The sequence below is a fragment of the Citrobacter sp. EC_71 genome (genome assembly GCF_019584005.1).
Classification (GTDB): domain Bacteria; phylum Pseudomonadota; class Gammaproteobacteria; order Enterobacterales; family Enterobacteriaceae; genus Citrobacter; species Citrobacter werkmanii.
Genome location: NZ_VDAY01000036.1, coordinates 1 through 22,878 on the forward strand (window position 1 = coordinate 1; position 22,878 = coordinate 22,878).

The 22,878-nt window shown below is 49.2% G+C and carries 24 protein-coding genes, 1 tRNA gene and 1 rRNA gene; 11 read left to right on the forward strand and 15 right to left on the reverse strand.

The features are described 5' to 3' along the window. Positions 1 to 107: ribosomal RNA gene (gene rrf / locus FHD02_RS22885) — 5S ribosomal RNA — on the forward strand; the annotation flags it as partial. A gap of 300 nt (positions 108 to 407) precedes the next feature. Here the strand turns inward: rrf and FHD02_RS22890 are convergent. The 3 genes from FHD02_RS22890 to FHD02_RS22900 form a co-directional block, all read right to left on the reverse strand. After that, on the reverse strand, positions 408 to 1,727 hold the full coding sequence (locus FHD02_RS22890) for a ferric reductase-like transmembrane domain-containing protein (protein WP_220394346.1): 1,320 nt from the start codon (positions 1,725 to 1,727) through the stop codon (positions 408 to 410). Between the two features lie 81 nt (positions 1,728 to 1,808). Beyond that, positions 1,809 to 2,072 (reverse strand): YdgH/BhsA/McbA-like domain containing protein, encoded by a 264-nt coding sequence (locus FHD02_RS22895; protein WP_080222236.1) that lies wholly within the window; start codon positions 2,070 to 2,072, stop codon positions 1,809 to 1,811. 25 nt (positions 2,073 to 2,097) lie between these two features. Further along, complete coding sequence (locus tag FHD02_RS22900; RefSeq protein ID WP_000697438.1) at positions 2,098 to 2,721, reverse strand: FMN-dependent NADH-azoreductase; 624 nt, start codon at positions 2,719 to 2,721, stop codon at positions 2,098 to 2,100. A gap of 100 nt (positions 2,722 to 2,821) precedes the next feature. On the opposite strand from FHD02_RS22900, the gene FHD02_RS22905 reads away from it, so the two are divergent. Continuing rightward, positions 2,822 to 3,736: a LysR substrate-binding domain-containing protein gene (locus FHD02_RS22905; protein WP_137371381.1), complete on the forward strand. Its 915-nt coding sequence runs from the start codon at positions 2,822 to 2,824 to the stop codon at positions 3,734 to 3,736. A 932-nt stretch (positions 3,737 to 4,668) separates the two neighbouring features. Here the strand turns inward: FHD02_RS22905 and FHD02_RS22910 are convergent. The 6 genes from FHD02_RS22910 to aspA form a co-directional block, all read right to left on the reverse strand. Next, a tRNA-Phe gene (locus tag FHD02_RS22910) sits at positions 4,669 to 4,744 on the reverse strand. Positions 4,745 to 5,049: 305 nt separating this feature from the next. Continuing rightward, positions 5,050 to 5,625 (reverse strand): transcriptional regulator, encoded by a 576-nt coding sequence (locus FHD02_RS22915; protein WP_006686267.1) that lies wholly within the window; start codon positions 5,623 to 5,625, stop codon positions 5,050 to 5,052. 36 nt (positions 5,626 to 5,661) lie between these two features. After that, entirely contained in the window at positions 5,662 to 7,365 is a 1,704-nt protein-coding gene (locus tag FHD02_RS22920; protein WP_220394347.1) for a protein-disulfide reductase DsbD, read from the reverse strand. Beyond that, the gene (gene cutA / locus FHD02_RS22925; protein WP_137361732.1) at positions 7,341 to 7,688 is read right to left on the reverse strand and encodes a divalent cation tolerance protein CutA; all 348 of its coding nucleotides are present in this window, start codon (positions 7,686 to 7,688) and stop codon (positions 7,341 to 7,343) included. The genes FHD02_RS22920 and cutA overlap by 25 nt, the downstream gene beginning before the upstream one ends. A gap of 131 nt (positions 7,689 to 7,819) precedes the next feature. Next, complete coding sequence (gene dcuA / locus FHD02_RS22930) at positions 7,820 to 9,121, reverse strand: anaerobic C4-dicarboxylate transporter DcuA (protein ID WP_038636462.1); 1,302 nt, start codon at positions 9,119 to 9,121, stop codon at positions 7,820 to 7,822. Between the two features lie 114 nt (positions 9,122 to 9,235). Further along, complete coding sequence (aspA, locus tag FHD02_RS22935; protein ID WP_032940252.1) at positions 9,236 to 10,672, reverse strand: aspartate ammonia-lyase; 1,437 nt, start codon at positions 10,670 to 10,672, stop codon at positions 9,236 to 9,238. Positions 10,673 to 11,009: 337 nt separating this feature from the next. Between aspA and FHD02_RS22940 the strand changes: the two genes are divergently transcribed. After that, positions 11,010 to 11,486, forward strand: a complete 477-nt coding sequence (locus FHD02_RS22940; RefSeq protein WP_006686272.1) for an FxsA family protein — start codon at positions 11,010 to 11,012, stop codon at positions 11,484 to 11,486. A gap of 49 nt (positions 11,487 to 11,535) precedes the next feature. Here FHD02_RS22940 and yjeH read toward each other — a convergent pair whose 3' ends face one another. Beyond that, on the reverse strand, positions 11,536 to 12,801 hold the full coding sequence (yjeH, locus tag FHD02_RS22945; RefSeq protein ID WP_137350109.1) for an L-methionine/branched-chain amino acid transporter: 1,266 nt from the start codon (positions 12,799 to 12,801) through the stop codon (positions 11,536 to 11,538). Positions 12,802 to 13,076: 275 nt separating this feature from the next. Here yjeH and FHD02_RS22950 point away from each other — a divergent pair, with 275 nt between their 5' ends. From FHD02_RS22950 to FHD02_RS22960, 3 genes are all read left to right on the forward strand, one after another. Further along, positions 13,077 to 13,370 (forward strand): co-chaperone GroES, encoded by a 294-nt coding sequence (locus FHD02_RS22950; protein ID WP_000027827.1) that lies wholly within the window; start codon positions 13,077 to 13,079, stop codon positions 13,368 to 13,370. A 43-nt stretch (positions 13,371 to 13,413) separates the two neighbouring features. After that, entirely contained in the window at positions 13,414 to 15,060 is a 1,647-nt protein-coding gene (groL, locus tag FHD02_RS22955) for a chaperonin GroEL (RefSeq protein ID WP_006686275.1), read from the forward strand. Positions 15,061 to 15,193: 133 nt separating this feature from the next. Beyond that, complete coding sequence (locus tag FHD02_RS22960; RefSeq protein ID WP_042312852.1) at positions 15,194 to 15,547, forward strand: DUF4156 domain-containing protein; 354 nt, start codon at positions 15,194 to 15,196, stop codon at positions 15,545 to 15,547. 88 nt (positions 15,548 to 15,635) lie between these two features. On the opposite strand, the gene yjeJ is transcribed toward FHD02_RS22960, so the two are convergent. Continuing rightward, positions 15,636 to 16,499, reverse strand: coding sequence for a YjeJ family protein (gene yjeJ, locus FHD02_RS22965; RefSeq protein WP_137361733.1), 864 nt, complete (start codon positions 16,497 to 16,499; stop codon positions 15,636 to 15,638). A gap of 184 nt (positions 16,500 to 16,683) precedes the next feature. Then, positions 16,684 to 17,712 (reverse strand): EF-P beta-lysylation protein EpmB, encoded by a 1,029-nt coding sequence (gene epmB, locus FHD02_RS22970; protein ID WP_042312847.1) that lies wholly within the window; start codon positions 17,710 to 17,712, stop codon positions 16,684 to 16,686. A 41-nt stretch (positions 17,713 to 17,753) separates the two neighbouring features. On the opposite strand from epmB, the gene efp reads away from it, so the two are divergent. The 3 genes from efp to ecnB all read left to right on the forward strand — a co-directional run bounded on the left by efp (position 17,754) and on the right by ecnB (position 18,767). Then, on the forward strand, positions 17,754 to 18,320 hold the full coding sequence (gene efp / locus FHD02_RS22975) for an elongation factor P (RefSeq protein ID WP_042312845.1): 567 nt from the start codon (positions 17,754 to 17,756) through the stop codon (positions 18,318 to 18,320). A gap of 57 nt (positions 18,321 to 18,377) precedes the next feature. Then, positions 18,378 to 18,512, forward strand: a complete 135-nt coding sequence (gene ecnA, locus FHD02_RS22980) for a lipoprotein antitoxin entericidin A (RefSeq protein ID WP_016151394.1) — start codon at positions 18,378 to 18,380, stop codon at positions 18,510 to 18,512. A 108-nt stretch (positions 18,513 to 18,620) separates the two neighbouring features. Further along, complete coding sequence (ecnB, locus tag FHD02_RS22985; RefSeq protein WP_032940256.1) at positions 18,621 to 18,767, forward strand: lipoprotein toxin entericidin B; 147 nt, start codon at positions 18,621 to 18,623, stop codon at positions 18,765 to 18,767. A 30-nt stretch (positions 18,768 to 18,797) separates the two neighbouring features. Here ecnB and FHD02_RS22990 read toward each other — a convergent pair whose 3' ends face one another. After that, complete coding sequence (locus FHD02_RS22990) at positions 18,798 to 19,397, reverse strand: LuxR C-terminal-related transcriptional regulator (protein ID WP_042312843.1); 600 nt, start codon at positions 19,395 to 19,397, stop codon at positions 18,798 to 18,800. Positions 19,398 to 19,653: 256 nt separating this feature from the next. On the opposite strand from FHD02_RS22990, the gene sugE reads away from it, so the two are divergent. Further along, on the forward strand, positions 19,654 to 19,971 hold the full coding sequence (gene sugE / locus FHD02_RS22995) for a quaternary ammonium compound efflux SMR transporter SugE (RefSeq protein ID WP_000118520.1): 318 nt from the start codon (positions 19,654 to 19,656) through the stop codon (positions 19,969 to 19,971). On the opposite strand, the gene FHD02_RS23000 is transcribed toward sugE, so the two are convergent. Next, a complete protein-coding gene (locus FHD02_RS23000; RefSeq protein WP_042312840.1) occupies positions 19,968 to 20,501 on the reverse strand; it encodes a lipocalin family protein in 534 nt (177 codons plus the stop codon). The two genes, sugE and FHD02_RS23000, sit on opposite strands and share 4 nt — an antisense overlap. A 94-nt stretch (positions 20,502 to 20,595) precedes the next feature. Then, on the reverse strand, positions 20,596 to 21,741 hold the full coding sequence (blaCMY, locus tag FHD02_RS23005; RefSeq protein WP_042312838.1) for a CMY-2 family class C beta-lactamase: 1,146 nt from the start codon (positions 21,739 to 21,741) through the stop codon (positions 20,596 to 20,598). A 131-nt stretch (positions 21,742 to 21,872) separates the two neighbouring features. On the opposite strand from blaCMY, the gene ampR reads away from it, so the two are divergent. Beyond that, entirely contained in the window at positions 21,873 to 22,748 is an 876-nt protein-coding gene (gene ampR, locus FHD02_RS23010; RefSeq protein ID WP_079225640.1) for a LysR family transcriptional regulator AmpR, read from the forward strand. The last annotated feature ends 130 nt before the right edge of the window (positions 22,749 to 22,878 follow it).

Genomic DNA, 22,878 nt, shown 5'->3' on the forward strand with positions numbered 1-22,878 from the left:
TGTAGCGCGGTGGTCCCACCTGACCCCATGCCGAACTCAGAAGTGAAACGCCGTAGCGCCGATGGTAGTGTGGGGTCTCCCCATGCGAGAGTAGGGAACTGCCAGGCATCAAATAGAATGAAAGGCTCAGTCGAAAGACTGAGCCTTTTGTTTATCTGTTGTTTTTTCATGTCTAAGGGTCTCCGCAGTGGCGTCCCTTAATCATTTACAGAACCTCTTTTCCGACCGGAAGTGCATTAATTCACTCCCGATCTTCTTTGCTTATTTCAGCATCCGGATCGCATTGTGCCAGTAGTCCGAAAAGTGAATTACAGGGCTATTTCTGAGATTCGGTTTCTTCGATTTTTTGTAAAGCCAATGCCGAGGTAGCCTGAGAAAAATATGTATATGAATTTTCTCATCAATAATTAACGCATATTAAAACGATCATAATGGAAGGCTTTCTCTGATATCCCGTACTTTTGTAGTCCGGATAGTAGACTTTTCGCAAAGCCTGCTGGCCCGCAAAACCAGACGTGAATGTTTTGGCTATTATCGCTTTCCATCATAATATGTTTGGCTTCCAGTTTCATCCCGGCATCGATACGGTGTAAAGTCACACCTGCCGCTGTACATAATAAATCGAGATTTACAGGGTACTGCAAATCATCATGCTGACCAACGCAATACCATAAATCAATAGGGCAGAGTGGGTGGTCTGAGTGTTTTAAATATTCCAGCTGAGATATAAAAGGAGTGATACCGATCCCTCCCGCAACCCAGACCTGACGCTCAGATTGAATATTAAAGTCTAAATAACCCCAGGGGCCCTCAACAATCACGTCCTGTCCAATTTTTAATTCTTTCTTTAGTGAATGTGTATGATCCCCTAATGCTTTAATGGCAAAACGCAAGTGTTTTTTATCCTGGTAATAAGAGGCTATAGTAAATGGGTGTGCCTCTGCATCATGTTGAAATTTTAAAAATGAAAACTGCCCTGGTGTATGCAATAGAGGGGTGTCAGTATGTAGAGTTATTTCTATAATATCATTTGGGTAATAGTCGATGTTTGTGATGATCGCAACGCGTTTGTTTTTATAACCAATCATATTAAATAGCGAAAGACCAGCGGCATAAATACCGGGGATACTCACTATTACCAGCAGAATGCCCGCAGGTGAATTCCACCAATATGTTTTAAATAGAACGGTAAAAATATGGAAAGCAGTAGCCAGGTAAAAAACAGGAAACAGACGATGTATAAAATGGAAAATGTTATAAGGGATTTTTTTTACAAGAGAAACCAGCACCAACCCTATCATCAGGTATGTAGACCATTCAGCAGCTAACAATCCTGCATAGATCAGTTGAGATTGCCATGAGCTTATCTGAACACTTCCCAGTGATCCTGGATGAGCAAGCCAGCCATTTTGCACCAGCCAGTGAGGTATTTTTTTGTCCAGCCAGTGCGCCAGTGTAAAGACTGTCGCGATAATACCAGCTTGTTTGTGTAAACCCCACGATTTATCCAGACCTTTCAGAATTCGATTCAACCAGGGTGAACGCAAAATCAGACACATAGCTAATGTCATAAAACACCATGCGACGCACCCACTAAAAAAGAGAAAGTTTTGCCGAAACAGCCAAAAGATTTTAGATGTTTCAGCGTGGAATATTTCACCTGATAAGACAAAAATAAGACTTGCTGTGAGTAATGTTAAGCTACTCACAAAATACGTTATTTTCATAATGGCCTGTTTTTTTAGCAGGCACGGGCAATTACCCGTGTCCTGGATAATAATTACGATTGATTGTGATTGTGATTGTGATTATTTATAAAGAATAGCGGTGGCGTGTGATTGATTATCGATATGAAATGAAGTGATTCGATAATAATGAGCACCTGACGCTTCAGTTTTATTCTGAAGGAGTTGTATGATGCTTTCAGGATTTTTATTTATGGATGATACACTAACATGAGCAACTTCTTTCATGTCTGTTTCTGGATGACTAATTTCTGTTGCAGCAATGGATGTCTGCCCAAATAAAGAGAGTAAGAAAAAAGAGGTGACAATTTTTTTACTGATATTCATAAGAATTCCTTTCATATTAATAAACTTATCGATTAAAAGCATGAGCCAGCATACAGGGAATTTGCGCCAGCGAGTTTTTTTCTGCCAGAGATCTGCCTGGTACGGTTTTATCCACTCCTTCGGTGGGCAATATATGGACGTTAGTGATCCCCATCAAATTTAACGTTGACCGCAGATAGCTTTCCTGATGATCCAATTCCCGATGCCTGGTATCTGAATAAATTCCACCACGCGTGGAGACAATAAATGCTGGCCTGTCGGCCAGTAACCCCGTTGCACCCGTAGAGGTAAAACGAAATGTCAGACCAGCCTGGCAAACCTGATCTATCCAGGTTTTCAGACCCGAGGAGACAGAGTGGTTAATCATTGGTGCACCTATTACTAATATATCGCAGAGGCTCAACTCCGCGATCGCGTTTCTGATACCCTCCACTTCACTTTGCGTTTGTGCGTCTGTAGACATTAACTTTCCCCCAAGCACCAGAAATGTCTCTTCGCGTAAGTGGGGTGGCGGTGTCCGTCCGAGATCGCGGTATGTCACGCTGGCATTCGGAAAGCGCTGGCAGATAGCTTTTGTCAGCGCCAGGCTCAGCTTTCGTGAGCTGGAGTTGCAGAGCATAGGGCTGCTGTCAATGTGGAGGATCTTCATGGTGTTCGTCTCATTTAAAACGTGTGGCTAGTTTAACCGTTCTTAAAATGATGTTTAAATAGACGAAATTGAACTTCATTGTTGCGATAAAAGAACAATCATGATTGACTGGAATGATTACTGGTATTTTGCCCTGATTGCAGAAGAAGGAAGCTACAGCCGGGCGGCAATACGTGCGCAAGTGTCCAAATCAGTGCTAAGTCGGCGGATGTCGGCATTAGAGGAACAGCTTGGTGTACATCTGATTCAGCGGACAACCCGACGCCTTGCGCTGACCAAAGTCGGCGAGCAATTTGCGCAGGAGTGTCAGACGCTGGTAAATCAAAGTGAGCGAGCCCGCGCTGTTGTTCAGGCGGTACAGGAGTATCCACAGGGGACATTACGGATCAGTGCGCCGGTATTCATGGCAGAAACGTGGCTGGGAGCATTCATCAACGAATTTATTGCCCGTTGGCCGCTGGCAAATGTGCAACTCCTTGCTGTCAATCGCCCGGTGGATATGATTGCAGAAGGTATTGATATTGCGCTATCAGTAAATTCAGGGGCATTGCCTGATTCTTCATTGCACTACAAAAAAATCAATACGCTATACGATATTCTGGTTACCAGCCCCCAGTGGGTCGAGCAACATCCTGATTTAAAGACCATTGGAGATCTTCACAGGGCTCCGGCAATGGTGAGACTGGCCGACGGTCGTATGCAATCGTGGCATTTAATCAATGGGAGTCAGGAAATCACCCTGTCACTTTCCCCCCGTTTGTATTCCAATAATCTGCGGGTTCTGTTACAGGCAGTCGCTGGCGGCAATGGTGTTGCTTTGTTACCGTTTCCTTCCTGCAAGGAAGAATTGCAAAACGGGGGACTGATACAACTTTTCCCCGAGTGGTCTGGCCAGCCAAGACAGATTTATGCACTATTCCCAGCGAATAAAGGAATGCCCGCAGTTGCACGCTATTTTATGGACGAGTTAACCATGCGGCAGGAGAAACTAAATTCAGGACATCAAAAATGTTAATTCATAGCGGCAGAGAACTGTCGCCGTGTTGTTGTAACAAATGACCAGACATGATTGCGGCAGATAATCCCGACTTAGGCATTCTGCAATCAGTTCAGAAGTCTTAAATATACGCTATGTTGCCGGTTATTTATCAATAAGAGCAGCATGTATCAGTGGCATTCGGCGGGGGATTTTTAATGAGGGTATTTGTAAAGCGAAAGCGGGTCTGAGTGGATATATTAACTCCTGTAAACTGTGTTAAAGAACCGTCAGAGTTGACCTATCCCCGGCACAATGCTTCTTCTGAACGATAATTACTGTTAATGGCGTTTGGGTATGCTGACGCTGACCGTGAGAAGAGCTAATGGTCTGGTTCTGGTCGAAGGGTTAACGATGTATCAGAGAAGTAACACAGAGATAATATGTGTCTGAAGCGGGCTTGATTACATTGTACAGACTAACAATGAGTTTGGTGAAAGCATGGGAAACGCATTAACACATATGTAAGGTAAGCGTTATATGATGATTTTCGGCGTGGGAAAACAGGTGGAAAACCCCGATGTAGCGCGTGGAAAAGTTATTCTCTATTAGAACAAACGTTATTGATGTGCTTTTCCCCAAATTCATATGGGGGATTTTTCACCTGGTTTTCCGTCAGTTTATTGATAAAATTACAGTTAAATCAAATTGATATGTCAATTCTCTGTTTCCCCGTTTTTTTTACAGTAGTGTTGAGAGAAGAAGTAGGAACAGGTCGGAAAGACCGTAAAAAGCCCGTAAGTAAAGAAAGAGGATGGAGGTGCTTCAGGAAGTAAAAGCCGTCTAAAAGCGAGGATTATCGTCAAAAATGCGGAAAATTACAGCAAACAAATAACGTAGTGCAACGACCAGAACTCTACCATACTCGGAATAGCAAAAAGCCCCGCTTTTCAGCGAGGCCTTGTAAATAGTGGTGCCCGGACTCGGAATCGAACCAAGGACACGGGGATTTTCAATCCCCTGCTCTACCGACTGAGCTATCCGGGCAACGGGGCGCATTAAACCGTATTCACGTCTGTCAGTCAATCAAATTTCAGGAAAAAGGGTTCAACCGCTTAATATTGCGGCAATCTGTGCGTTTGTGCCTGAAGTTTGCACAAATCTTCCAGACCGCCATGATGTCGACAGGTAATGCTGAGCGCAAGAAGAGGGCTGTATAGCACAAAAGTGATTCGCTGCATTTTAATAAAACGCTGACCAGGGCGATTAACAGATTATTTCGCACCACCGTGGCGATGGTGCGTTTTCAGCGACTGATGCTCACTCACTTCGGCCTGGACGGGCTTGTTCGCTTAGGTTAGCGCGCCACCCATACGGCACTGGGCAAAGCGCAGAATATCTTCCGCCAGACGGTGTGCCGTTTCGACATCAGCATGGCTACGATTCACCAGCATGCGGCTCAGACATCCCTCCAGCACCAGTTCCATCTGTTTGGCGACCATAGCCGGGTCGTCAACTTCCAGCGTAGTCAGTAGCTCATGAGTGAAGTCATGCGCTGCTTTTTTTTGTTGGTCGGCTAACTGGTGGATTGGATGTCCAGGATCGGGATAAAACGTGCAGGCGGCAATGAACAGGCAGCCGGGATAGCGATTATTGCTCACGCATTCGGATAGCGCGCTGTAGCGTGCCAGTAATTTCTGTTCAGCGCTCAGGGTCTCATCCAGCAAAAGCTGACGCCGCCAGATATCCACCCGCTGGCTGAGGTAACGTAACGCATCATACAGGATGGCCTCTTTATCTGGCCAAAAGCGCTGTAGTTCATCAAGCGGATAATCGATACGTTCGGCCACCATTTCCAGCGTGGTATTGGCTATCCCTTGAACCTCAAGTAATTTCAGGGCTTCTCCCAGGACATCTTCACGTTGCACGGTATTCTCCTCCGTATTTCCTTTTGCAAGTGTCGCTCACGGTTGACGATCGCGCAAATGTGCGCTGAAGGTCGCTGCATCCATAAAACCCGTTACCCGAGCCTCCGGATGCTCTTTACCCTCGGCATCAAAAAACAGGATAGTGGGCAAACCTAAAACCTGTAGATGTTTCAGGAGAGCGACATCCTTGGCATTGTTTGCAGTTACGTCCGCCTGTAAAAGCACTGTGTCGCCTAGCGCTTGCTGAACCTGCGGATCGCTGAAGGTGTACTTCTCAAACTCCTTACAGGCCACGCACCAGTCGGCATACAGATCCAACATAACGGGCCTGCCTTTAGCTTGTGCCAGCGCCTGATTTAACGCCTCCACCGAGGCCACCGGCGTGAAGTTAAGGTGTGTCTGGGTTTGAGCATGCGGCGTGCCAAACGCCCAGTCCTGCAATGGACGTACACTGACAAGCGCTGCGGCTAACAGGACAATCTGCACGATGCGCATCCAGGCGTGCTTTGCCTGCAGGCTGGTAATGAATGCCCAGCTAAAGAACGCGACGCCCAACAGCGACCACAGGCGCACGCCCCATACGTCGCCAATGATGCGTTCAAGCAAGAAGACGGGAAGCGCCAGAATGACAAAGCCGAAAGCGGTTTTAACCTGTTCCATCCATGGACCGCTCTTAGGCAGCAGGCGGTTACCAAAGACGGTAATCAACATCAGCGGTAAGCCCATCCCCAGCGCGTACAGATACAGCGTACCGCCTCCCAGCCACATATTTCCGCTCTGAGCGATATACAGCAAAATCGCGCTTAGCGGCGCTGTTGTGCAAGGAGAACAGATGAGACCCGCAATCGCCCCCATCGTAAAGACGCTACCGGGAGAGCCGCCTTGCTGGCGGTTACTCAGCAACGTGAGGCGCGTTTGCAATGAGGAAGGGAGTTGCAGCGTGAACAGGCCGAACATAGACAGAGCCAGCAGCGTAAAGATGATGGCAAGACCGATCAGAACATAAGGATTCTGTAACGCCGCCTGAAACTGTAATCCGGCGGCGGCAACAACCAGACCCAGCGCAGTATAGGTGAGCGCCATTCCCTGAACGTAGATAAACGTCAGCAGCAGCGCTCGCCCGGTTGATAACCGTTGCTTGCTGCCCAGCACGATGCCGGAAATCAGCGGATACATCGGCAGTACGCAGGGCGTGAAAGCGATGCCAATGCCGATTAGCAATGCCCACAGCGCGGAAAAGGGAAGTTGGGCTGCGGGCTGTGGTTTCTCTTCCGGGGCTTCAGTGACAGGAGCTGGAGCACCCCCGACAGCGGCTGACACTTCACTTAAGGGAACTGTTTTAGTTTCCGGCGGATAGCAAAAACCGGCGTCGGCACAGCCCTGGTATGTGACCGTTAAGGTTGCGCCAGACTTAGCCTGATTAACTGTGACCGGAATATTCAACTGTTTACGGTAAATCTCACTTTTGCCGTAAAACTCATCTTCATGCCAGACGCCTGGTGGCAGTTTTACCTCGGCAATATCGGCCTGAGATGGCGTAATGCTTATCTGTTTGCGATAGAGATAGTAGCCATCTTTTACCTGCCATGAGAGGTTCAGATCGTGTTGGTTTTGCTGAAAATCAAAAACAAACGCCCGATCGGCAGGAACAAACTGCGAGCGGCCGGGCGCGTCAAATAATCCGGCAAAGGTAGATGTGCTGCACAGCAGCAGGATCAGCGTAAGGATGCGTTGAGCCATGAGCGGTAATCAAAGTCTCCGTGAGTGACGGGTAAAACCAGAAGTTCAGGTGTTTGATACGGGTGATGTGACTTCAGGCAATCGAGAAGGGCTTGCTGGTGCGTGACGGTGGTTTTTAAAATCATCTGGACTTCATATTCCTGCTCCAGTTTACCTTCCCAATAATAGAGGGAGGTTGCTCCGGGCAGAAGTGTCACGCAGGCTGCCAGCTTTTCCGCCAGCACTTTTGCAGCCAGATCCTGGGCGGTTGCTTCATCCGGAGCAGTACAGAACACTACAACGGTATCGGGGATGGAAATATCCTGACTCTTTACATCAAGCATAAACACCTCGAAAGAACAGAGTAACCAGCTAAAGAGTGGTCACTATACAACGGACGAGGGAAGGATGTTAGCTAAAGCGGGGTGATGAAGCGGAGGAACTGCAGGGTGCAGAGGCACCCTGCAGGAAAATTTTACAACATGAAGCTGCCCAGCAAGAAGCCGAAGCAGACAGCCAGAACCACACCCAGAGTACCTGGGATGAAGAACGGATGGTTAAAGACGAATTTACCGATACGGGTTGTACCGGTGTCATCCATCTGAACCGCCGCAACCAGAGTTGGGTAGGTTGGCAGAATGAACAGGCCGGAAACAGCTGCGAAAGAGGCAACAGCGGTCAGCGGGGAAACGTTCAGCGCCAGAGCCATCGGCATCAGTGCTTTAGCGGTTGCTGCCTGAGAGTACAGCAGCGCAGAAGCAAAGAAGAAGATGACAGCCAGCAGCCACGGATGGCCCTGAATTACGCTACCTGCAGTATCTTTGATCCAGTCAATGTTGTGAGATACGAAGGTATCACCCAACCACGCAACGCCCAGGATACAAATACAGGCGCTCATACCGGCTTTGAAGGTACTGGAGTTGAGGATGGAATCCGTTTCAACGCGGCAGATGATGGTGGTCAGCGTCGCGATGCTCAGCATGATGATCAGGATAGCGTTGGTGGTGTTCATCAGCGGTTTAGCGACCAGACCCAGGCTTGGGCTGTTGACGATTGCATAGACAACAACGCAAATTACGCCCAGCAGGAACAGCCAAACGGAGGTTTTTGCGCCTGCTTTGATTTCAACTTGTCTTTCACCGCGCAGCTCAACCAAACCTTCTTCCAGACGTTTACGATAAATCGGATCGTCAGACAGTTTAGAGTTGAACAGCATAGTCACCAGGAAGGACATTACCAGAACGGCCAGCAGGGTGGACGGAATAACCACGGACAGCAGGTGAATATAGCTGATGCCATGACCTTCCATTACGGAAGACATGTAAACCACGGCTGCAGAGATTGGTGATGCTGTGATCGCAATCTGAGCAGAAACCACCGCAGTTGAGAGCGGACGGCAAGGTTTGATCCCTTGTTCCTTCGCAACTTCAGCGATAACCGGCAGAGTTGCCAGAGAGATGTTACCCGTACCCGCAAAGATGGTCAGGAAATAGGTCACGATGGGTGCAAGGATCGTGATGTATTTCGGGTTCTTACGCAGCAGTTTTTCAGTTTGATGAACCAGATAGTCCAGACCACCTGCAATCTGCATAGCTGAGATGGCAGCGATAACCGCCATGATAATGGAAATGACATCGAACGGGATATTACCGGGTTTTACGCCGATAGCGGCGAGAACCAGGACACCCAGCCCACCTGCAAATCCAATACCGATACCCCCAAGTCTGGCACCTAAAAAGATTGCCAGCAAAACGATGATAAGTTCTAAAACTATCATATTAGCCTTCCTTGTTGTTTAACAAGTTGATATTAAATTGTTGTTTTTAAGTAACTTCGTGCAAGAAAAAAGGCACGTCATCTGACGTGCCTTCTCTGGTACTACCCTACACGATTACTGTTCGCTTTCATCAGTATAACGTTTTGCTTTATAAGCCGGGTGCATCAGGTTCTGTACTGAGAAGATATCGTCCAGCTCGGCTTCGGTCAACAGGCCGCGCTCCAGGACAACTTCACGTACGCTCTTACCGGTTTCGGCACAAATTTTACCAACGATGTCGCCGTTGTGGTGGCCGATGAACGGGTTAAGGTAAGTAACGATACCGATAGAGTTGTAAACGAATGCTTCGCACACTTCTTTGTTAGCAGTAATGCCGCTAACGCATTTTTCCAACAGGTTGTAGCAAGCGTTGCTCAGAATGTGAATGGATTCGAACATTGCCTGGCCGATTACTGGCTCCATAACGTTCAGCTGCAGCTGACCTGCTTCAGACGCCATGGTGACAGTGATGTCGTTACCGATGACTTTAAAGCACACCTGGTTTACGACTTCCGGAACAACCGGGTTCACTTTAGCTGGCATGATGGAAGAGCCAGCCTGCAGTTCCGGCAGGTTGATCTCGTTCAGGCCGGCACGTGGACCAGAGGAGAGCAAACGCAGGTCGTTACAGATTTTGGACATCTTCACAGCCAGACGTTTCAGTGCGCCGTGCACCATAACGTATGCGCCGCAGTCAGAAGTTGCTTCAATCAGGTCTTCTGCAGGAACACAGGCAAAACCGGTTACTTCAGCCAGTTTTTTCACTGCCAGCGGAGAGTATTCTTTCGGTGTGTTCAGACCCGTACCGATTGCCGTTGCGCCGAGGTTAACTTCCAGCAGCAGCTCTGCAGTACGCCCAATATTTTTCACTTCTTCTTTCAGCAGGATGCTGAAAGCACGGAATTCCTGACCGAGGGTCATCGGCACAGCATCCTGCAACTGGGTACGACCCATTTTCAGGATGTCCTGGAATTCATCGGCTTTTTTCTCGAAGCCTTCACGCAGCTGGTTCAGGGCATCAATCAGTTTGATGATGGATGCGTATACCGCGATACGGAAGCCAGTTGGGTATGCGTCGTTGGTAGACTGACATTTGTTAACGTGGTCGTTCGGGTTCAGGTACTGATATTCACCTTTCTGGTGACCCATCAGTTCCAGACCGATATTGGCCAGCACTTCGTTGGTGTTCATGTTGACGGAGGTACCCGCACCACCCTGGTAAACGTCTACCGGGAACTGATCCATGCATTTTCCGTTATTCAGGACTTCATCACACGCCGCGATGATGGCATTTGCCACACTCTTAGGAATGGTTTGCAGCTCTTTGTTGGCCATAGCCGCTGCCTTTTTCACCATTACCATGCCGCGAACAAATTCAGGAATGTCGCTGATTTTGTTGTTGCTAATGTAGAAGTTTTCAATCGCTCTCAGAGTGTGAACACCATAGTAAGCGTCCGCTGGAACTTCCCTGGTACCCAACAAGTCTTCTTCGATACGAATGTTGTTTAACATGTGAACCTTCTTTTTCAAGCTGCCAATGATTTGACTAAACACACAGGATATATGTGATTTCGATTGTTTCTCGACCGACGATTATCCCCTGCATCGGTCTGATACCCGAGATCATATGCTGGTTCAGGATTTCTACCGTAATCTGGATCACTTAAAACGTGGAATTTACCCCTTATTTATTATTCTGTGAAATAGATCACCCCTTTAGGATTAACACTAAATATTAGTGTACAAGCGCCTTGAAATTTTGCTAACCACCTCAATATCTGACTGATGCGAGTCACATAATTTTTGAACAGACGTTGTACAAAACGCCTGTTATTAACAGGAGTCCCCTTTGCGCTGGATACCATTACTTGCCATTTTTCTCTATGTTTACATAGAGATATCTATTTTTATTCAGGTTGCCCATGTGTTGGGTGTTCTGATGACCCTGATTTTGGTTATTTTTACGTCGGTTATCGGGATGTCTCTGGTTCGTAATCAGGGATTTAAGAACTTTTTACTGATGCAACAAAAAATGGCGGCAGGTGAAAGCCCGGCTGCAGAAATGATCAAGAGCGTTTCGCTGATTATTGCCGGTCTGCTATTAGTGCTGCCTGGTTTTTTTACCGATTTCCTTGGTCTTCTTCTTTTACTCCCCCCGGTACAGAAGCATCTGACGATGAAACTGCTGCCACATTTGCGTTTTTCTCGTATGCCCGGCGGTGGTTTTAGCGCCGGAACGGGTGGGGGCGAGACCTTTGACGGTGAGTTTCAGCGCAAAGACGAGCATCGCGACAGTATTGAACATAAAGACGATCGTCGGGATTAAGTATCAGTTTGTAGGCCGGATAAGCGTTAGCGCCATCCGGCAAACATGTTTATATGCCGGATGATGGCGTCAGCGTCGACTTATCCGGCCTGCGGGGTAAAAACAGCCACAGCGCCGCCAGCATAATCAGCGCATAGAGACTCTTCCAACCGACCATCGCCAGCAATAGCAGACATAGCAAACCGCCAACGATCGCCAATGCGCGATAGTGTCCTTTCAGTAATCGACAACCTGCCAGCATGCACAGCAGATAAATCATAATAAAGATGCCGTTAGCGTAGACGATTAACGCATCGAGATTGATTTGCAGCATATAGATGCACAAGGTACTGACCACGCAGCAACCTAGCACGGCGTTCAGCGCATTGCGCGGAAGATGACGAGGGGACAGACGCGCCAGATAACTCTCCGGCTTGTATTGCGCTTGCGACCAGACCAGCCGGGCGAAACTTTGAATATAAATGTTGAGACTGGCAAAGCAGGCCAGATAACCAATAATGCAGGCGACCCACAGTGCCTGTACGCCAAACAGCTGTACAACAATTTCGGGCAGTGATGCCGCCGCTGCCATTTGCTCGCCGTAAGCGTCAAAATGAAGGACGACGACGGTGCATGCCCAGTAGACAGAACCTGCCAGCAGTAGACCGATCATCAGCGCGCGCGGGAAGTCTCGCTCCGGATTTTTAAATTCAGAGGCCAGATGGGCAAATGCTTCAAGGCCGACAAAGCACCAGAACATCACCGACAGCGCGGCGAACAGTCCGGGAAGTTCAATTTCGCTAACCGCAGGGAAAGGGATTTCATTGGGTTTTAGATCGCCCGCCCACCAGATGGCGACAATCAGGGCCACGATCAGCCCGGCAATGACCGTTTGCAGATTAGCGCTGGAGCTGGCGCCGCGGGAGCCTATGTACCAGACCAACGCCAGCGTGCCGAGTTCTGCCAGCAGAAGCTGCCCGTCATGCCAGCCAAACATTGCCTGGCCGAATCCAGCGGCAATATGTAATGCCGCAGGTAAGCCCACGGGGATTACTGATAAAAACAACCATCCGGTGACGCGCTCCAGGCGCGAGCCAAAGGCCATACCGACAAAATGCGCCACGCCGCCCGCGCTGGGGAAATGGCGGCCGAGCACGGCGAAGACAATCGCCACGGGAAAGACTAAAACAATTAGCACCGGCCAGGCCCACAAGCTATTGTTGCCAGCAACCAGCGCAGCCAGCGCGGGGACGGCAAAAACGCCTGTACCTAACAATGATGTCGACAACAGGCCAACGCCCTGAGCCAGTCCCAGCTCTTGTTTCAGTCCGCTCATAAGTTGTTATCCGGTTATGCCCGTTGACTGGGCTACAGCGCAGATTTTTGATGGTATCACAATCGGATTTGCTTATGACGACGTGACTGAAATCGTTATGGAATGTGAGGTGCGTCGGTGTTTTGACGGGATTTTCTGCTGATAAAAATTTTTTTTCGCTTGCCCCCTTGAAGGCACAAAACCCCATCCCCATCTATCTGGTCACTAGCCGGGAAACCGTTTACGGGCCGGCGTCACCCATAACTGATAAAGACTTTCTCAAAGGAGAGCTATCAATGAGTATTCGTCCGTTACATGATCGTGTGATCGTCAAACGTAAAGAAGTTGAATCCAAATCTGCTGGCGGCATCGTACTGACCGGTTCTGCAGCAGGTAAATCAACTCGTGGCGAAATCATCGCTGTCGGTAAGGGTCGCATCCTGGACAACGGTACCGTACAGCCGCTGGACGTGAAAGTCGGCGATATCGTTATTTTCAACGATGGCTACGGTGTTAAATCTGAGAAGATCGACAATGAAGAAGTGTTGATCATGTCTGAAAGTGACATCCTGGCAATTGTTGAAGCCTAATCCGCGAACGACACTGAACATACGAATTTAAGGGAAAGAGAAAATGGCAGCTAAAGACGTAAAATTCGGTAACGACGCTCGTGTGAAAATGCTGCGCGGCGTCAACGTACTGGCAGATGCAGTGAAAGTTACCCTCGGTCCAAAAGGCCGTAACGTAGTTCTGGATAAATCTTTCGGTGCACCGACCATCACTAAAGATGGTGTTTCCGTAGCACGTGAAATCGAACTGGAAGACAAGTTCGAAAACATGGGTGCGCAGATGGTGAAAGAAGTTGCCTCTAAAGCGAACGACGCTGCAGGCGACGGTACCACCACCGCAACCGTACTGGCTCAGTCCATCATCACTGAAGGTCTGAAAGCTGTTGCTGCGGGTATGAACCCGATGGATCTGAAACGCGGTATCGACAAAGCGGTCGCTGCTGCCGTTGAAGAACTGAAAGCGCTGTCCGTACCGTGCTCTGACTCTAAAGCTATTGCTCAGGTTGGTACCATCTCCGCTAACTCCGACGAAACTGTAGGTAAACTGATCGCTGAAGCGATGGATAAAGTCGGTAAAGAAGGCGTGATCACCGTTGAGGACGGTACCGGTCTGCAGGACGAACTGGACGTGGTTGAAGGTATGCAGTTTGACCGTGGCTACCTGTCTCCTTACTTTATCAACAAGCCGGAAACTGGCGCTGTAGAACTGGAAAGCCCGTTCATTCTGCTGGCTGATAAGAAAATCTCCAACATCCGTGAAATGCTGCCGGTTCTGGAAGCCGTAGCGAAAGCAGGCAAACCGCTGCTGATCATCGCTGAAGATGTTGAAGGCGAAGCGCTGGCAACTCTGGTTGTTAACACCATGCGCGGTATCGTGAAAGTCGCTGCTGTTAAGGCACCTGGCTTCGGCGATCGTCGTAAAGCGATGCTGCAGGATATCGCTACCCTGACCGGTGGTACCGTTATCTCTGAAGAGATCGGTATGGAGCTGGAAAAAGCAACTCTGGAAGATCTGGGTCAGGCAAAACGCGTTGTTATCAACAAAGATACCACTACCATCATTGATGGCGTAGGTGATGAAGCTGCAATCCAGGGTCGCGTAACTCAGATTCGTCAGCAGATCGAAGAAGCAACTTCTGACTACGACCGTGAAAAACTGCAGGAGCGCGTAGCGAAACTGGCAGGCGGCGTTGCGGTAATCAAGGTTGGTGCTGCGACTGAAGTTGAAATGAAAGAGAAGAAAGCCCGCGTTGAAGATGCCCTGCACGCAACCCGTGCTGCGGTAGAAGAAGGCGTGGTTGCTGGTGGTGGTGTTGCGCTGATTCGCGTAGCGTCCAAAATTGCCGGCCTGAAAGGTCAGAACGAAGACCAGAACGTCGGTATCAAAGTTGCGCTGCGCGCAATGGAAGCTCCGCTGCGTCAAATCGTTCTGAACTGCGGCGAAGAGCCGTCTGTAGTGGCTAACACCGTGAAAGCGGGTGACGGTAACTACGGTTACAACGCTGCAACTGAAGAATACGGCAACATGATCGACATGGGTATCCTGGATCCAACCAAAGTAACGCGTTCTGCTCTGCAGTACGCAGCTTCTGTTGCGGGTCTGATGATCACCACCGAGTGCATGGTTACCGACCTGCCGAAAGGCGATGCGCCTGACTTAGGTGCTGCTGGTGGTATGGGCGGTATGGGTGGAATGGGCGGCATGATGTAATCATGTTGTTCTGAACCTCTCAGAATTGAAAACCCCCGGGCAGAATTGTCCGGGGGTTTTTCTTTTGGTCATCTTTTTAGTATATGATTCAGCTACGGACATAACGTCCAACTAATTGATTATGGGGAATGACATGCACGTGAAATATTTAGCAGGGATCGTTGGTGCCGCGCTACTGATGGCGGGTTGTAGCTCCAGCAACGAACTGAGTTCAGCCGGACAAAGCGTACGCTTTGTCGAAGACAAGCCAGGCGCAGAGTGTCAGCTGATTGGCACCGCAACCGGTACGCAGAGCAACTGGCTTTCTGGTCAGCATGGCGAAGAGGGTGGGTCTATGCGTGGTGCAGCGAACGATCTGCGTAACCAGGCCGCAGCAATGGGTGGTAACGTGATTTATGGCGTCAGCAGCCCATCACAGGGAATGCTGTCCAGCTTTGTGCCTACCGCCAGCGAGATGAATGGTCAGGTTTATAAGTGCCCAAATTGATAAACGCGGTTGATGCCGGATGGCGACGCTAAAGCGTCTTATCCGGCCTACGGTACACATGATCGTAGGCCTGATAAGCGCAGCGCCATCAGGCATTCTGAGCTTTATGCGCAGACTGAACGCGTAAATGATGTAGCGCGCGCAAACACTGATCCTGATTGAGCTTTTGGGTTTTATCACCCGTCAATGTTCTGACAAACACCTGGCACGGTACACCGGCAAGTTTTTTCAGTCGTGGGCTGAAGTCCAGAAGGCGTCGGGTAATGGCCTCAGCTTCTTTACTGCCGGAAAGGGCGCGAGTTTTTACTACTGAGCCACAGAATTGAGCTTTACCCTTTTCATCCTTATAGCGGTAGATAATCGCCAGGTAATGGTTAAACAGGTTATGTTTCCATTCTGGTTGTGTATATGAATCATATTCAAGATTGTCGTTTTGCTGGCAATCAACATCGTACAGCGGTAAGAAATCCAGCAGCGATGTAATTCTTAACGCTAATTCCTGCATGCCAGCATTATTTATTGCATGAATGATTGCATGGGCTAATACCTGGATCTGCAGTTCATTAATCAGTAATTGGTGGGTTTGTCCGTCATGTAGCGTCAGAGAAAATGCTAAGCTTTCTCCTTTGTCATCCACTAACATCAGCGAATTGATGCGACGGTTTATATCCGCATTTTTTAACTCATCTTCCTGAATTAACGGGATATTCTCGTGCATCTTTTTACTGGCTTTGTCGCGTTCTTTTTCATATTGCAAACGCGCTTCTTCGCTAAGCTGGTGCTTCGCATGGAGTCTGCTCTCCAGGGCGATAAGCAAATCTCTTAGCCCCAACGGTGAGAGAAAAAACAGCGACTCTTTATTTCTTGGTTCTTTGATCTTAAGTGCCAGAGCAACAAATTCATTCTTCTGACGAATAACACCGGTATTAATACCCTTAATACTAATAACCATCCAGGGTTCTCCCTAACCATATATTTATTGGAAATCTACATTTGTATTAATTTATAAAATTTGCAAATGAGTTGTTGCACAGTGCTAGTTAAAATAGCACATATTAAAAGTGCGACTCTACCTGCTCGGATATTAAATACTCGGGATTGGTAGTGAGTGTCCATAATCGGACACTCACTAAGAATTATTGCTGGCGTAATTGCAGGTCCAACGGCGTTTTACTAGGTTCTCCGCCAATTTCTCGCGCCAGTTTAGGGACCATGTAACCGGAAACCAGCGTCAGCAGTTCACGCATAATCTGACGCGCTTCCTCGTCGCTGACCATAAAGTGGGCGGCACCCTGCACTTTATCCAGTACATGCAGGTAATAGGGCATAACACCCGCATCAAACAATGCGTTGCTAAGGTCGGCCAGGGTTTGGGCGTTATCGTTAACACCACGTAGCAATACGCTTTGATTGAGTAGCGTAACGCCTGCTTTGCGCAGTCTGAGCATCGCCTGACGAAATGTCTCATCAACTTCATTGGCATGGTTAATATGATTGACCAGCAGAATTTGCAGTGAAGAGTGAGCAAAACGTTCGGTCAGCCCTTCGGTAATACGCGCCGGGATCACAATCGGTAAACGGCTGTGAATGCGCAGACGCTTAATGTGTGGAATGGTTTCCAGCTGCGTGAGCAGCCAGTCCAGTTCGTGATCCTTGGCCATCAACGGATCGCCGCCGGAGAAGATGATTTCATCCAGTTCTGGATGGGCGGTAATATAGTCCAGAGCGACTTGCCAGTTGCGCTTGTTGCCCTGATTTTCGGCGTACGGGAAGTGTCGGCGGAAGCAATAACGACAATTTACCGCGCAGCCGCCTTTGACCAGCAGCAGCGCCCGGTTGCGATATTTATGCAGCAGGCCGGGAACCACACTGTGCTGTTCCTCTAGCGGATCGGTCGAGTAGCCGGGTGCGGCAACAAACTCTTCCTCGGCGGTAAGTACCTGACGCAGAAGCGGATCGTTTGGATTGCCTTTCTCCATGCGCGCAATAAACGCGCGCGGCACGCGCAGGGCGAAAAGTCGTCTCGCGTCGCGTCCGGCCAACAGTTTTTCATCTGCGTCTATATTCAAAAGATGCAGAAGTTCATCGGGATCGGTCACAACATCGGCAAGTTGCGATAACCAATCTTCTCTGGATGGGGTATTTAGGGTTACAATATGCGCCATTTTGTGGCTTAGCTACCAGTTAACAATTTTCAGAGGGCCTTATGGCAACGTACTATAGCAACGATTTTCGTGCTGGTCTTAAAATCATGTTGGACGGCGAACCTTATGCGGTTGAAGCCAGCGAATTCGTTAAACCAGGTAAAGGCCAGGCGTTTGCGCGCGTTAAGCTGCGTCGCCTGCTGACCGGTACTCGCGTAGAGAAAACCTTCAAGTCTACCGACTCTGCCGAAGGCGCAGATGTAGCCGACATGAACCTGACCTTCCTGTATAGCGACGGTGAATTCTGGCACTTCATGAACAACACCACTTTCGAACAGCTGGCTGCAGACGAGAAAGCGGTAGGCGATAACGCTAAATGGCTGCTGGACCAGGCTGAATGCATCGTGACCCTGTGGAACGGTCAGCCGATCTCCGTGACGCCGCCGAACTTCGTTGAGCTGGAAATCGTTGATACTGACCCGGGTCTGAAAGGCGATACCGCTGGTACTGGCGGCAAACCGGCTACCCTGTCTACCGGCGCAGTCGTTAAAGTTCCGCTGTTCGTACAGATCGGCGAAGTGATCAAAGTGGATACTCGCTCAGGCGAATACGTTTCCCGCGTAAAATAAGACACTTATTTGATCTTGTGGCGCAGGTTGCTGCGCCATACTTTTTCCAGGGCAGGAATGATGAAACGTCTTCTCAGTCTTGTAATGCTAATCCTTTTCACCAGCACTCTACTGGCGGGCTGTAATACCGCGCGCGGCTTCGGTGAAGACATCAAACATCTCGGCAATTCAATCTCTCACGCCGCCAGTTAAACTTCTCACATAATCTGAAAAAACGGTTGTTTATCCATCACACTTCCGGATCTTGTCTATTATTAAGTAGCTATACACAAACAATATTGGCTAGAAAAGGAAGACGTTATGATTAAGAAGACAATTGCTGCGATCTTTTCTGTGTTGGTACTTTCTTCCGTATTAACCGCGTGTAATACCACGCGAGGCGTAGGGGAGGATATTTCTGACGGCGGTAACGCTATCTCTGGTGCGGCGACAAAAGCTCAGCAATAATGCTCAACGGTACGACGCCGGGTCGTACCGTTAACTCTCCCTGTGTGGGAGTGAGAGGAACGGTGAGAAGCGGTTCCCCAGATGAAGCTTCAGACGAATATTTCGTTTATAGGTATACACCGTTTTGCCATGAATGCTGAGCGTGGCGGCTATAACCTGGTTACTCACGCCATCCATCCACATTGACAATACTTTCTCCTCCTGCGGCGTAAGCAGTGGCGTCGCGTTTTCGGCTAATGCTAATGTGGGGCGATCTTGTAGCGCTTCCTGAATCGTGTGTGTAAGTGCGTTTAGCGAGGTGTGTTTGGTTAATACCGAATAGGCGGTGGCTTGAGAAGCCGGGATGGACGCGTGCTGTCTGTCCGCTGATTGCAGTAAGATCAGAGGTATGACGCCACAGCTCATGAAAAAGGGCTTAACTGGCGGAGTGGAATGCGCCTCGCTAATAAAACTGTATAAATCCGCAATGACCAGATGCGGTTTCCACTGCAATATATGCTCTTTTGCCAACAGAAGATTATTAATTCCTGATACCAGAAATGAGGAGTTAAACCTGCCAGAATGATTAAGCAATGCCTCTATCCCTGTGCGGGTAAAGTGGCATCGGTCAATCACTAAAATTTTAAGCATAAACTTTTCGCATTCAGAAGAGGGGCAATCGACTTTCTGATTTCAGAAAGCCCTTCATCATAGAGAACTCCGATGAGTGCCAAATGCGGGAACTACGCCGCTAATTATGCCTAATTCTTGCTTTTAACGAACGGTGAATAAAAAGGTTGAAATTCATTTTCTGTCGGGCAAAAATGCCATTTCACACACCAGCTTTGCAGGACGACCTGCAAACGCTTCTTTCACCGGGGACGGCCCCATTGTTCTGGAGCCTGATATGTCCTGGATCGTTTTATTAATTGCCGGTTTGCTCGAAGTTGTCTGGGCGATTGGCCTGAAATATACCCACGGTTTCACACGTCTGACGCCAAGTATTATCACTATTGCGGCCATGATCGTCAGTATCGCCATGCTCTCCTGGGCGATGCGTACTTTGCCAGTTGGGACCGCCTATGCCGTCTGGACCGGTATTGGGGCCGTCGGGGCGGCCATTACCGGGATTCTGCTGTTGGGTGAATCCGCCAGTCCGGCGCGTTTGCTGAGTCTGGGGCTGATTGTGGCTGGTATTATTGGTCTGAAGCTTAGCACTCACTAAGTACCAGGCTGTTTTACCCAAATCAGTTTATTGACGTCAAACCCTTCCCGGGTCGCGATAGCCAACATTTGCTGCTTCATTTCATCTGAAATGGTGGGGGTCCGTGAAAGGATCCACAGGTAATCGCGATCCGGACCGCAAACCAGCGCGTGGCGATATTCCCGGTCGAGCGCAATCACGTTATACCCGCCGTAAAAGGGGCCGAAGAATGACACCTTGAGCGCAGCCCGATTTGGGTCGCCAGTGAAATAGGCTTTACCCTCCGTTTTTTGCCACATCTCTCTGTCCGGGTTATAGCCCTTATTGATCACGTTGATACCGCCGTCGTCGCGCAAGCTATACGTTGCGGTCACTTTTTCCAGTCCACGTTCGAATCGATGGTCTAAACGTGCAATTTCATACCAGGTACCAAGATAGCGTTTAGCGTCAAAGTTATTCACAACGGTAACGCCTTTTGGCGGTGTAGGGGTACTGCAGGCGACAACCAGAAATGCAGCGGTAACTGCAGCAACGACGGGCAGAATACGCATAAGATTTTCCTTGCTGTTTTTTTGTTAAGTGTAGATGACAGCAGGAAAAAGAAGAGGAAGAAACGAGGTCCGCTATAGCGGACCTCGTCGTCAGTTACTGCAATTTTTCAAGAATGCGCCAGGCTGCATCGACGCGAGCAGGATTTGGATAGCTTTTGTTTGCCAGCATAACGATGCCAAGATTTTTTTCTGGAACGAAAGCAACGTAGCTGCCAAATCCGCCAGTGGAGCCGGTTTTATGCACCCATGAGGCCTTCACGGCCGGGGCTGGCGGATTGACCTCAACGGCGGGAAGCGCCGCTAACGCGACTTTACTGTCGCTACCGTTGATTATCGAGTCGGCATTCACCGGCCAGTTCAGCATCTCCCAGCCTAATCCCTGGTACATATCGCCAATACGCCAGTAACGAGCCTGCGCGATTTCAATTCCCTGTCGCAGCGTTTTCTCTTGTACCTGGCTGGCGTCCATGTTGGCCTGAACCCAGCGGGTCATATCGACAAGACTGGATTTTACCCCATAGGCTTCGGCATCAAGCTGCCCCGGAGATACATGCACGGGCCTTCCTTCGCGATAGCCCCAGGCATAATCCTTTTGTTCGCTCTGCGGAACCGTAATCCAGGTATGCGTCAGTTTTAATGGTTGCAGGACGCGTTTGGTCATCGCCTCTTCATAGCGCATTCCTGAAGGTTTCACCGCCAATGCGCCAAACAGACCAATACTGGAGTTAGCATAGAGACGTTTAGCACCCGCGGCCCATTGCGGCTGCCAGTTTTGATAAAAGCGCAGTAATGCCGCTTTATCTGTAACGTCGTCAGGTACCTGAAGCGGCAGACCACCCGCCGTATAGGTGGCCAGGTGCAGCAGGCTGATACCCTGCCATTGTTTGCCAGTTAATTCGGGCCAGTATTGGGTGACCGGATCGCTGAGCTTAATTTCACCACGGGCGATAGCATCGCCGCCCAGCACACCGTTGAACGTCTTACTGACTGAGCCTAGTTCAAACAGCGTTTGCTGGGTGACAGGACGGTTTTTGGCGATATCGGCTTTACCCCAGGTAAAGTAATAAGGTTTTCCCTGGTAGATAATTGCCACGGCCATACCCGGAATAGCCTGTTCTTGCATCAGCGGTGTGATGGTGCGGTTTACGATATCGGCAATCTGTTGTTCTGTTTTTTCGGCGGCAAACGTTGAGACAGAGGCTGTCAGCAGCAACGCGCAGCATAACGATTTTTTCATCATGAAATCAGTTCCGTAATAAAAAGCAAAAGGGTGTCCGGGCCCGTCAGACGCAATCAGTTTGTTTGATTTGCAGTGTGTTGACAAACGGTTAAATTTAGCAGCAGATATAAGTTTTTCTAACAGGCCAGATGATGACGCGTAGCTATATCCCCCTTAACTCGCTGCGGGCTTTTGAAGCCGCGGCGAGACACCTTAGCTTTACCCGCGCAGCAATTGAGCTCAACGTAACGCACTCTGCCATCAGCCAGCATGTCAAAGCGCTGGAACAGCAGCTAAATTGTCAGCTTTTTGTGCGCGGCTCTCGTGGGTTGATGCTGACGACAGAAGGGGAAAGTCTGTTACCTGTACTTAATGATTCTTTCGATCGTATGGCGGGGATGCTGGATCGTTTTGCCACTAAACAAACCCAGGAAAAACTTAAAATCGGGGTAGTGGGGACCTTTGCGATCGGTTGTCTTTTTCCTCGACTCAGCGACTTTAAGCGTAACTATCCGCATATTGATTTGCATATTTCCACCCACAATAACCGCGTGGATCCCGCCGCTGAGGGACTGGACTATACCATTCGTTACGGGGGAGGAGCCTGGCATGATACCGACGCACAATATTTGTGTAGCGCGCTGATGTCCCCGCTTTGCTCGCCAGAATTAGCCGCACAGATCAAGGTACCTGCAGACCTCCTGAAATTCCCGCTATTACGATCTTATCGGCGAGATGAATGGACGCTTTGGATGCAGGCCGCCGGAGAAGCGCCTCCGTCACCGACGCACAACGTGGTGGTGTTTGATTCTTCCGTCACAATGCTGGAGGCCGCGCAGGCAGGGATCGGAGTGGCGATTGCCCCGGTAAGAATGTTCACACATTTGCTTGGTAGTGAACGTGTCGTTCAGCCGTTTCTAACGCAGATTGATCTGGGGAGCTATTGGATAACGCGTTTGCAATCCCGACCTGAGACATCTGCAATGCGTGAGTTTTCCCGTTGGCTGGCTGGTGCTCTGCACAAATAAAAAGGCCCGCCAATGGCGCAATACTGTTCACTTAAGCGGAGCAGTACTGCGTTTTATCGGATAGTGGGTTTTTGATATCTTGACCGCCCTCGGCCTTGATGGTCGGGGGCGTTTTGTTATAAACACCGCT

Excerpts from the sequence above, each read along its gene's own strand:
- blaCMY (WP_042312838.1), bottom strand. The coding sequence starts at position 21,741 with ATGATGAAAAAATCGTTATGCTGCGCGTTGCTGCTGACAGCCTCTGTC.
- FHD02_RS22890 (WP_220394346.1), bottom strand. The coding sequence starts at position 1,727 with ATGAAAATAACGTATTTTGTGAGTAGCTTAACATTACTCACAGCAAGT.
- FHD02_RS23000 (WP_042312840.1), bottom strand. The coding sequence starts at position 20,501 with ATGCGTATTCTGCCCGTCGTTGCTGCAGTTACCGCTGCATTTCTGGTT.
- aspA (WP_032940252.1), bottom strand. The coding sequence starts at position 10,672 with ATGTTAAACAACATTCGTATCGAAGAAGACTTGTTGGGTACCAGGGAA.
- sugE (WP_000118520.1), top strand. The coding sequence starts at position 19,654 with ATGTCCTGGATCGTTTTATTAATTGCCGGTTTGCTCGAAGTTGTCTGG.
- ecnA (WP_016151394.1), top strand. The coding sequence starts at position 18,378 with ATGATGAAACGTCTTCTCAGTCTTGTAATGCTAATCCTTTTCACCAGC.
- cutA (WP_137361732.1), bottom strand. The coding sequence starts at position 7,688 with ATGCTTGATGTAAAGAGTCAGGATATTTCCATCCCCGATACCGTTGTA.
- epmB (WP_042312847.1), bottom strand. The coding sequence starts at position 17,712 with ATGGCGCATATTGTAACCCTAAATACCCCATCCAGAGAAGATTGGTTA.
- FHD02_RS22960 (WP_042312852.1), top strand. The coding sequence starts at position 15,194 with ATGCACGTGAAATATTTAGCAGGGATCGTTGGTGCCGCGCTACTGATG.
- groL (WP_006686275.1), top strand. The coding sequence starts at position 13,414 with ATGGCAGCTAAAGACGTAAAATTCGGTAACGACGCTCGTGTGAAAATG.
- FHD02_RS22900 (WP_000697438.1), bottom strand. The coding sequence starts at position 2,721 with ATGAAGATCCTCCACATTGACAGCAGCCCTATGCTCTGCAACTCCAGC.
- efp (WP_042312845.1), top strand. The coding sequence starts at position 17,754 with ATGGCAACGTACTATAGCAACGATTTTCGTGCTGGTCTTAAAATCATG.
- FHD02_RS22920 (WP_220394347.1), bottom strand. The coding sequence starts at position 7,365 with ATGGCTCAACGCATCCTTACGCTGATCCTGCTGCTGTGCAGCACATCT.
- FHD02_RS22895 (WP_080222236.1), bottom strand. The coding sequence starts at position 2,072 with ATGAATATCAGTAAAAAAATTGTCACCTCTTTTTTCTTACTCTCTTTA.
- yjeH (WP_137350109.1), bottom strand. The coding sequence starts at position 12,801 with ATGAGCGGACTGAAACAAGAGCTGGGACTGGCTCAGGGCGTTGGCCTG.
- FHD02_RS22990 (WP_042312843.1), bottom strand. The coding sequence starts at position 19,397 with ATGCTTAAAATTTTAGTGATTGACCGATGCCACTTTACCCGCACAGGG.
- ecnB (WP_032940256.1), top strand. The coding sequence starts at position 18,621 with ATGATTAAGAAGACAATTGCTGCGATCTTTTCTGTGTTGGTACTTTCT.
- yjeJ (WP_137361733.1), bottom strand. The coding sequence starts at position 16,499 with ATGGTTATTAGTATTAAGGGTATTAATACCGGTGTTATTCGTCAGAAG.
- ampR (WP_079225640.1), top strand. The coding sequence starts at position 21,873 with ATGACGCGTAGCTATATCCCCCTTAACTCGCTGCGGGCTTTTGAAGCC.
- FHD02_RS22950 (WP_000027827.1), top strand. The coding sequence starts at position 13,077 with ATGAGTATTCGTCCGTTACATGATCGTGTGATCGTCAAACGTAAAGAA.
- FHD02_RS22905 (WP_137371381.1), top strand. The coding sequence starts at position 2,822 with ATGATTGACTGGAATGATTACTGGTATTTTGCCCTGATTGCAGAAGAA.
- dcuA (WP_038636462.1), bottom strand. The coding sequence starts at position 9,121 with ATGATAGTTTTAGAACTTATCATCGTTTTGCTGGCAATCTTTTTAGGT.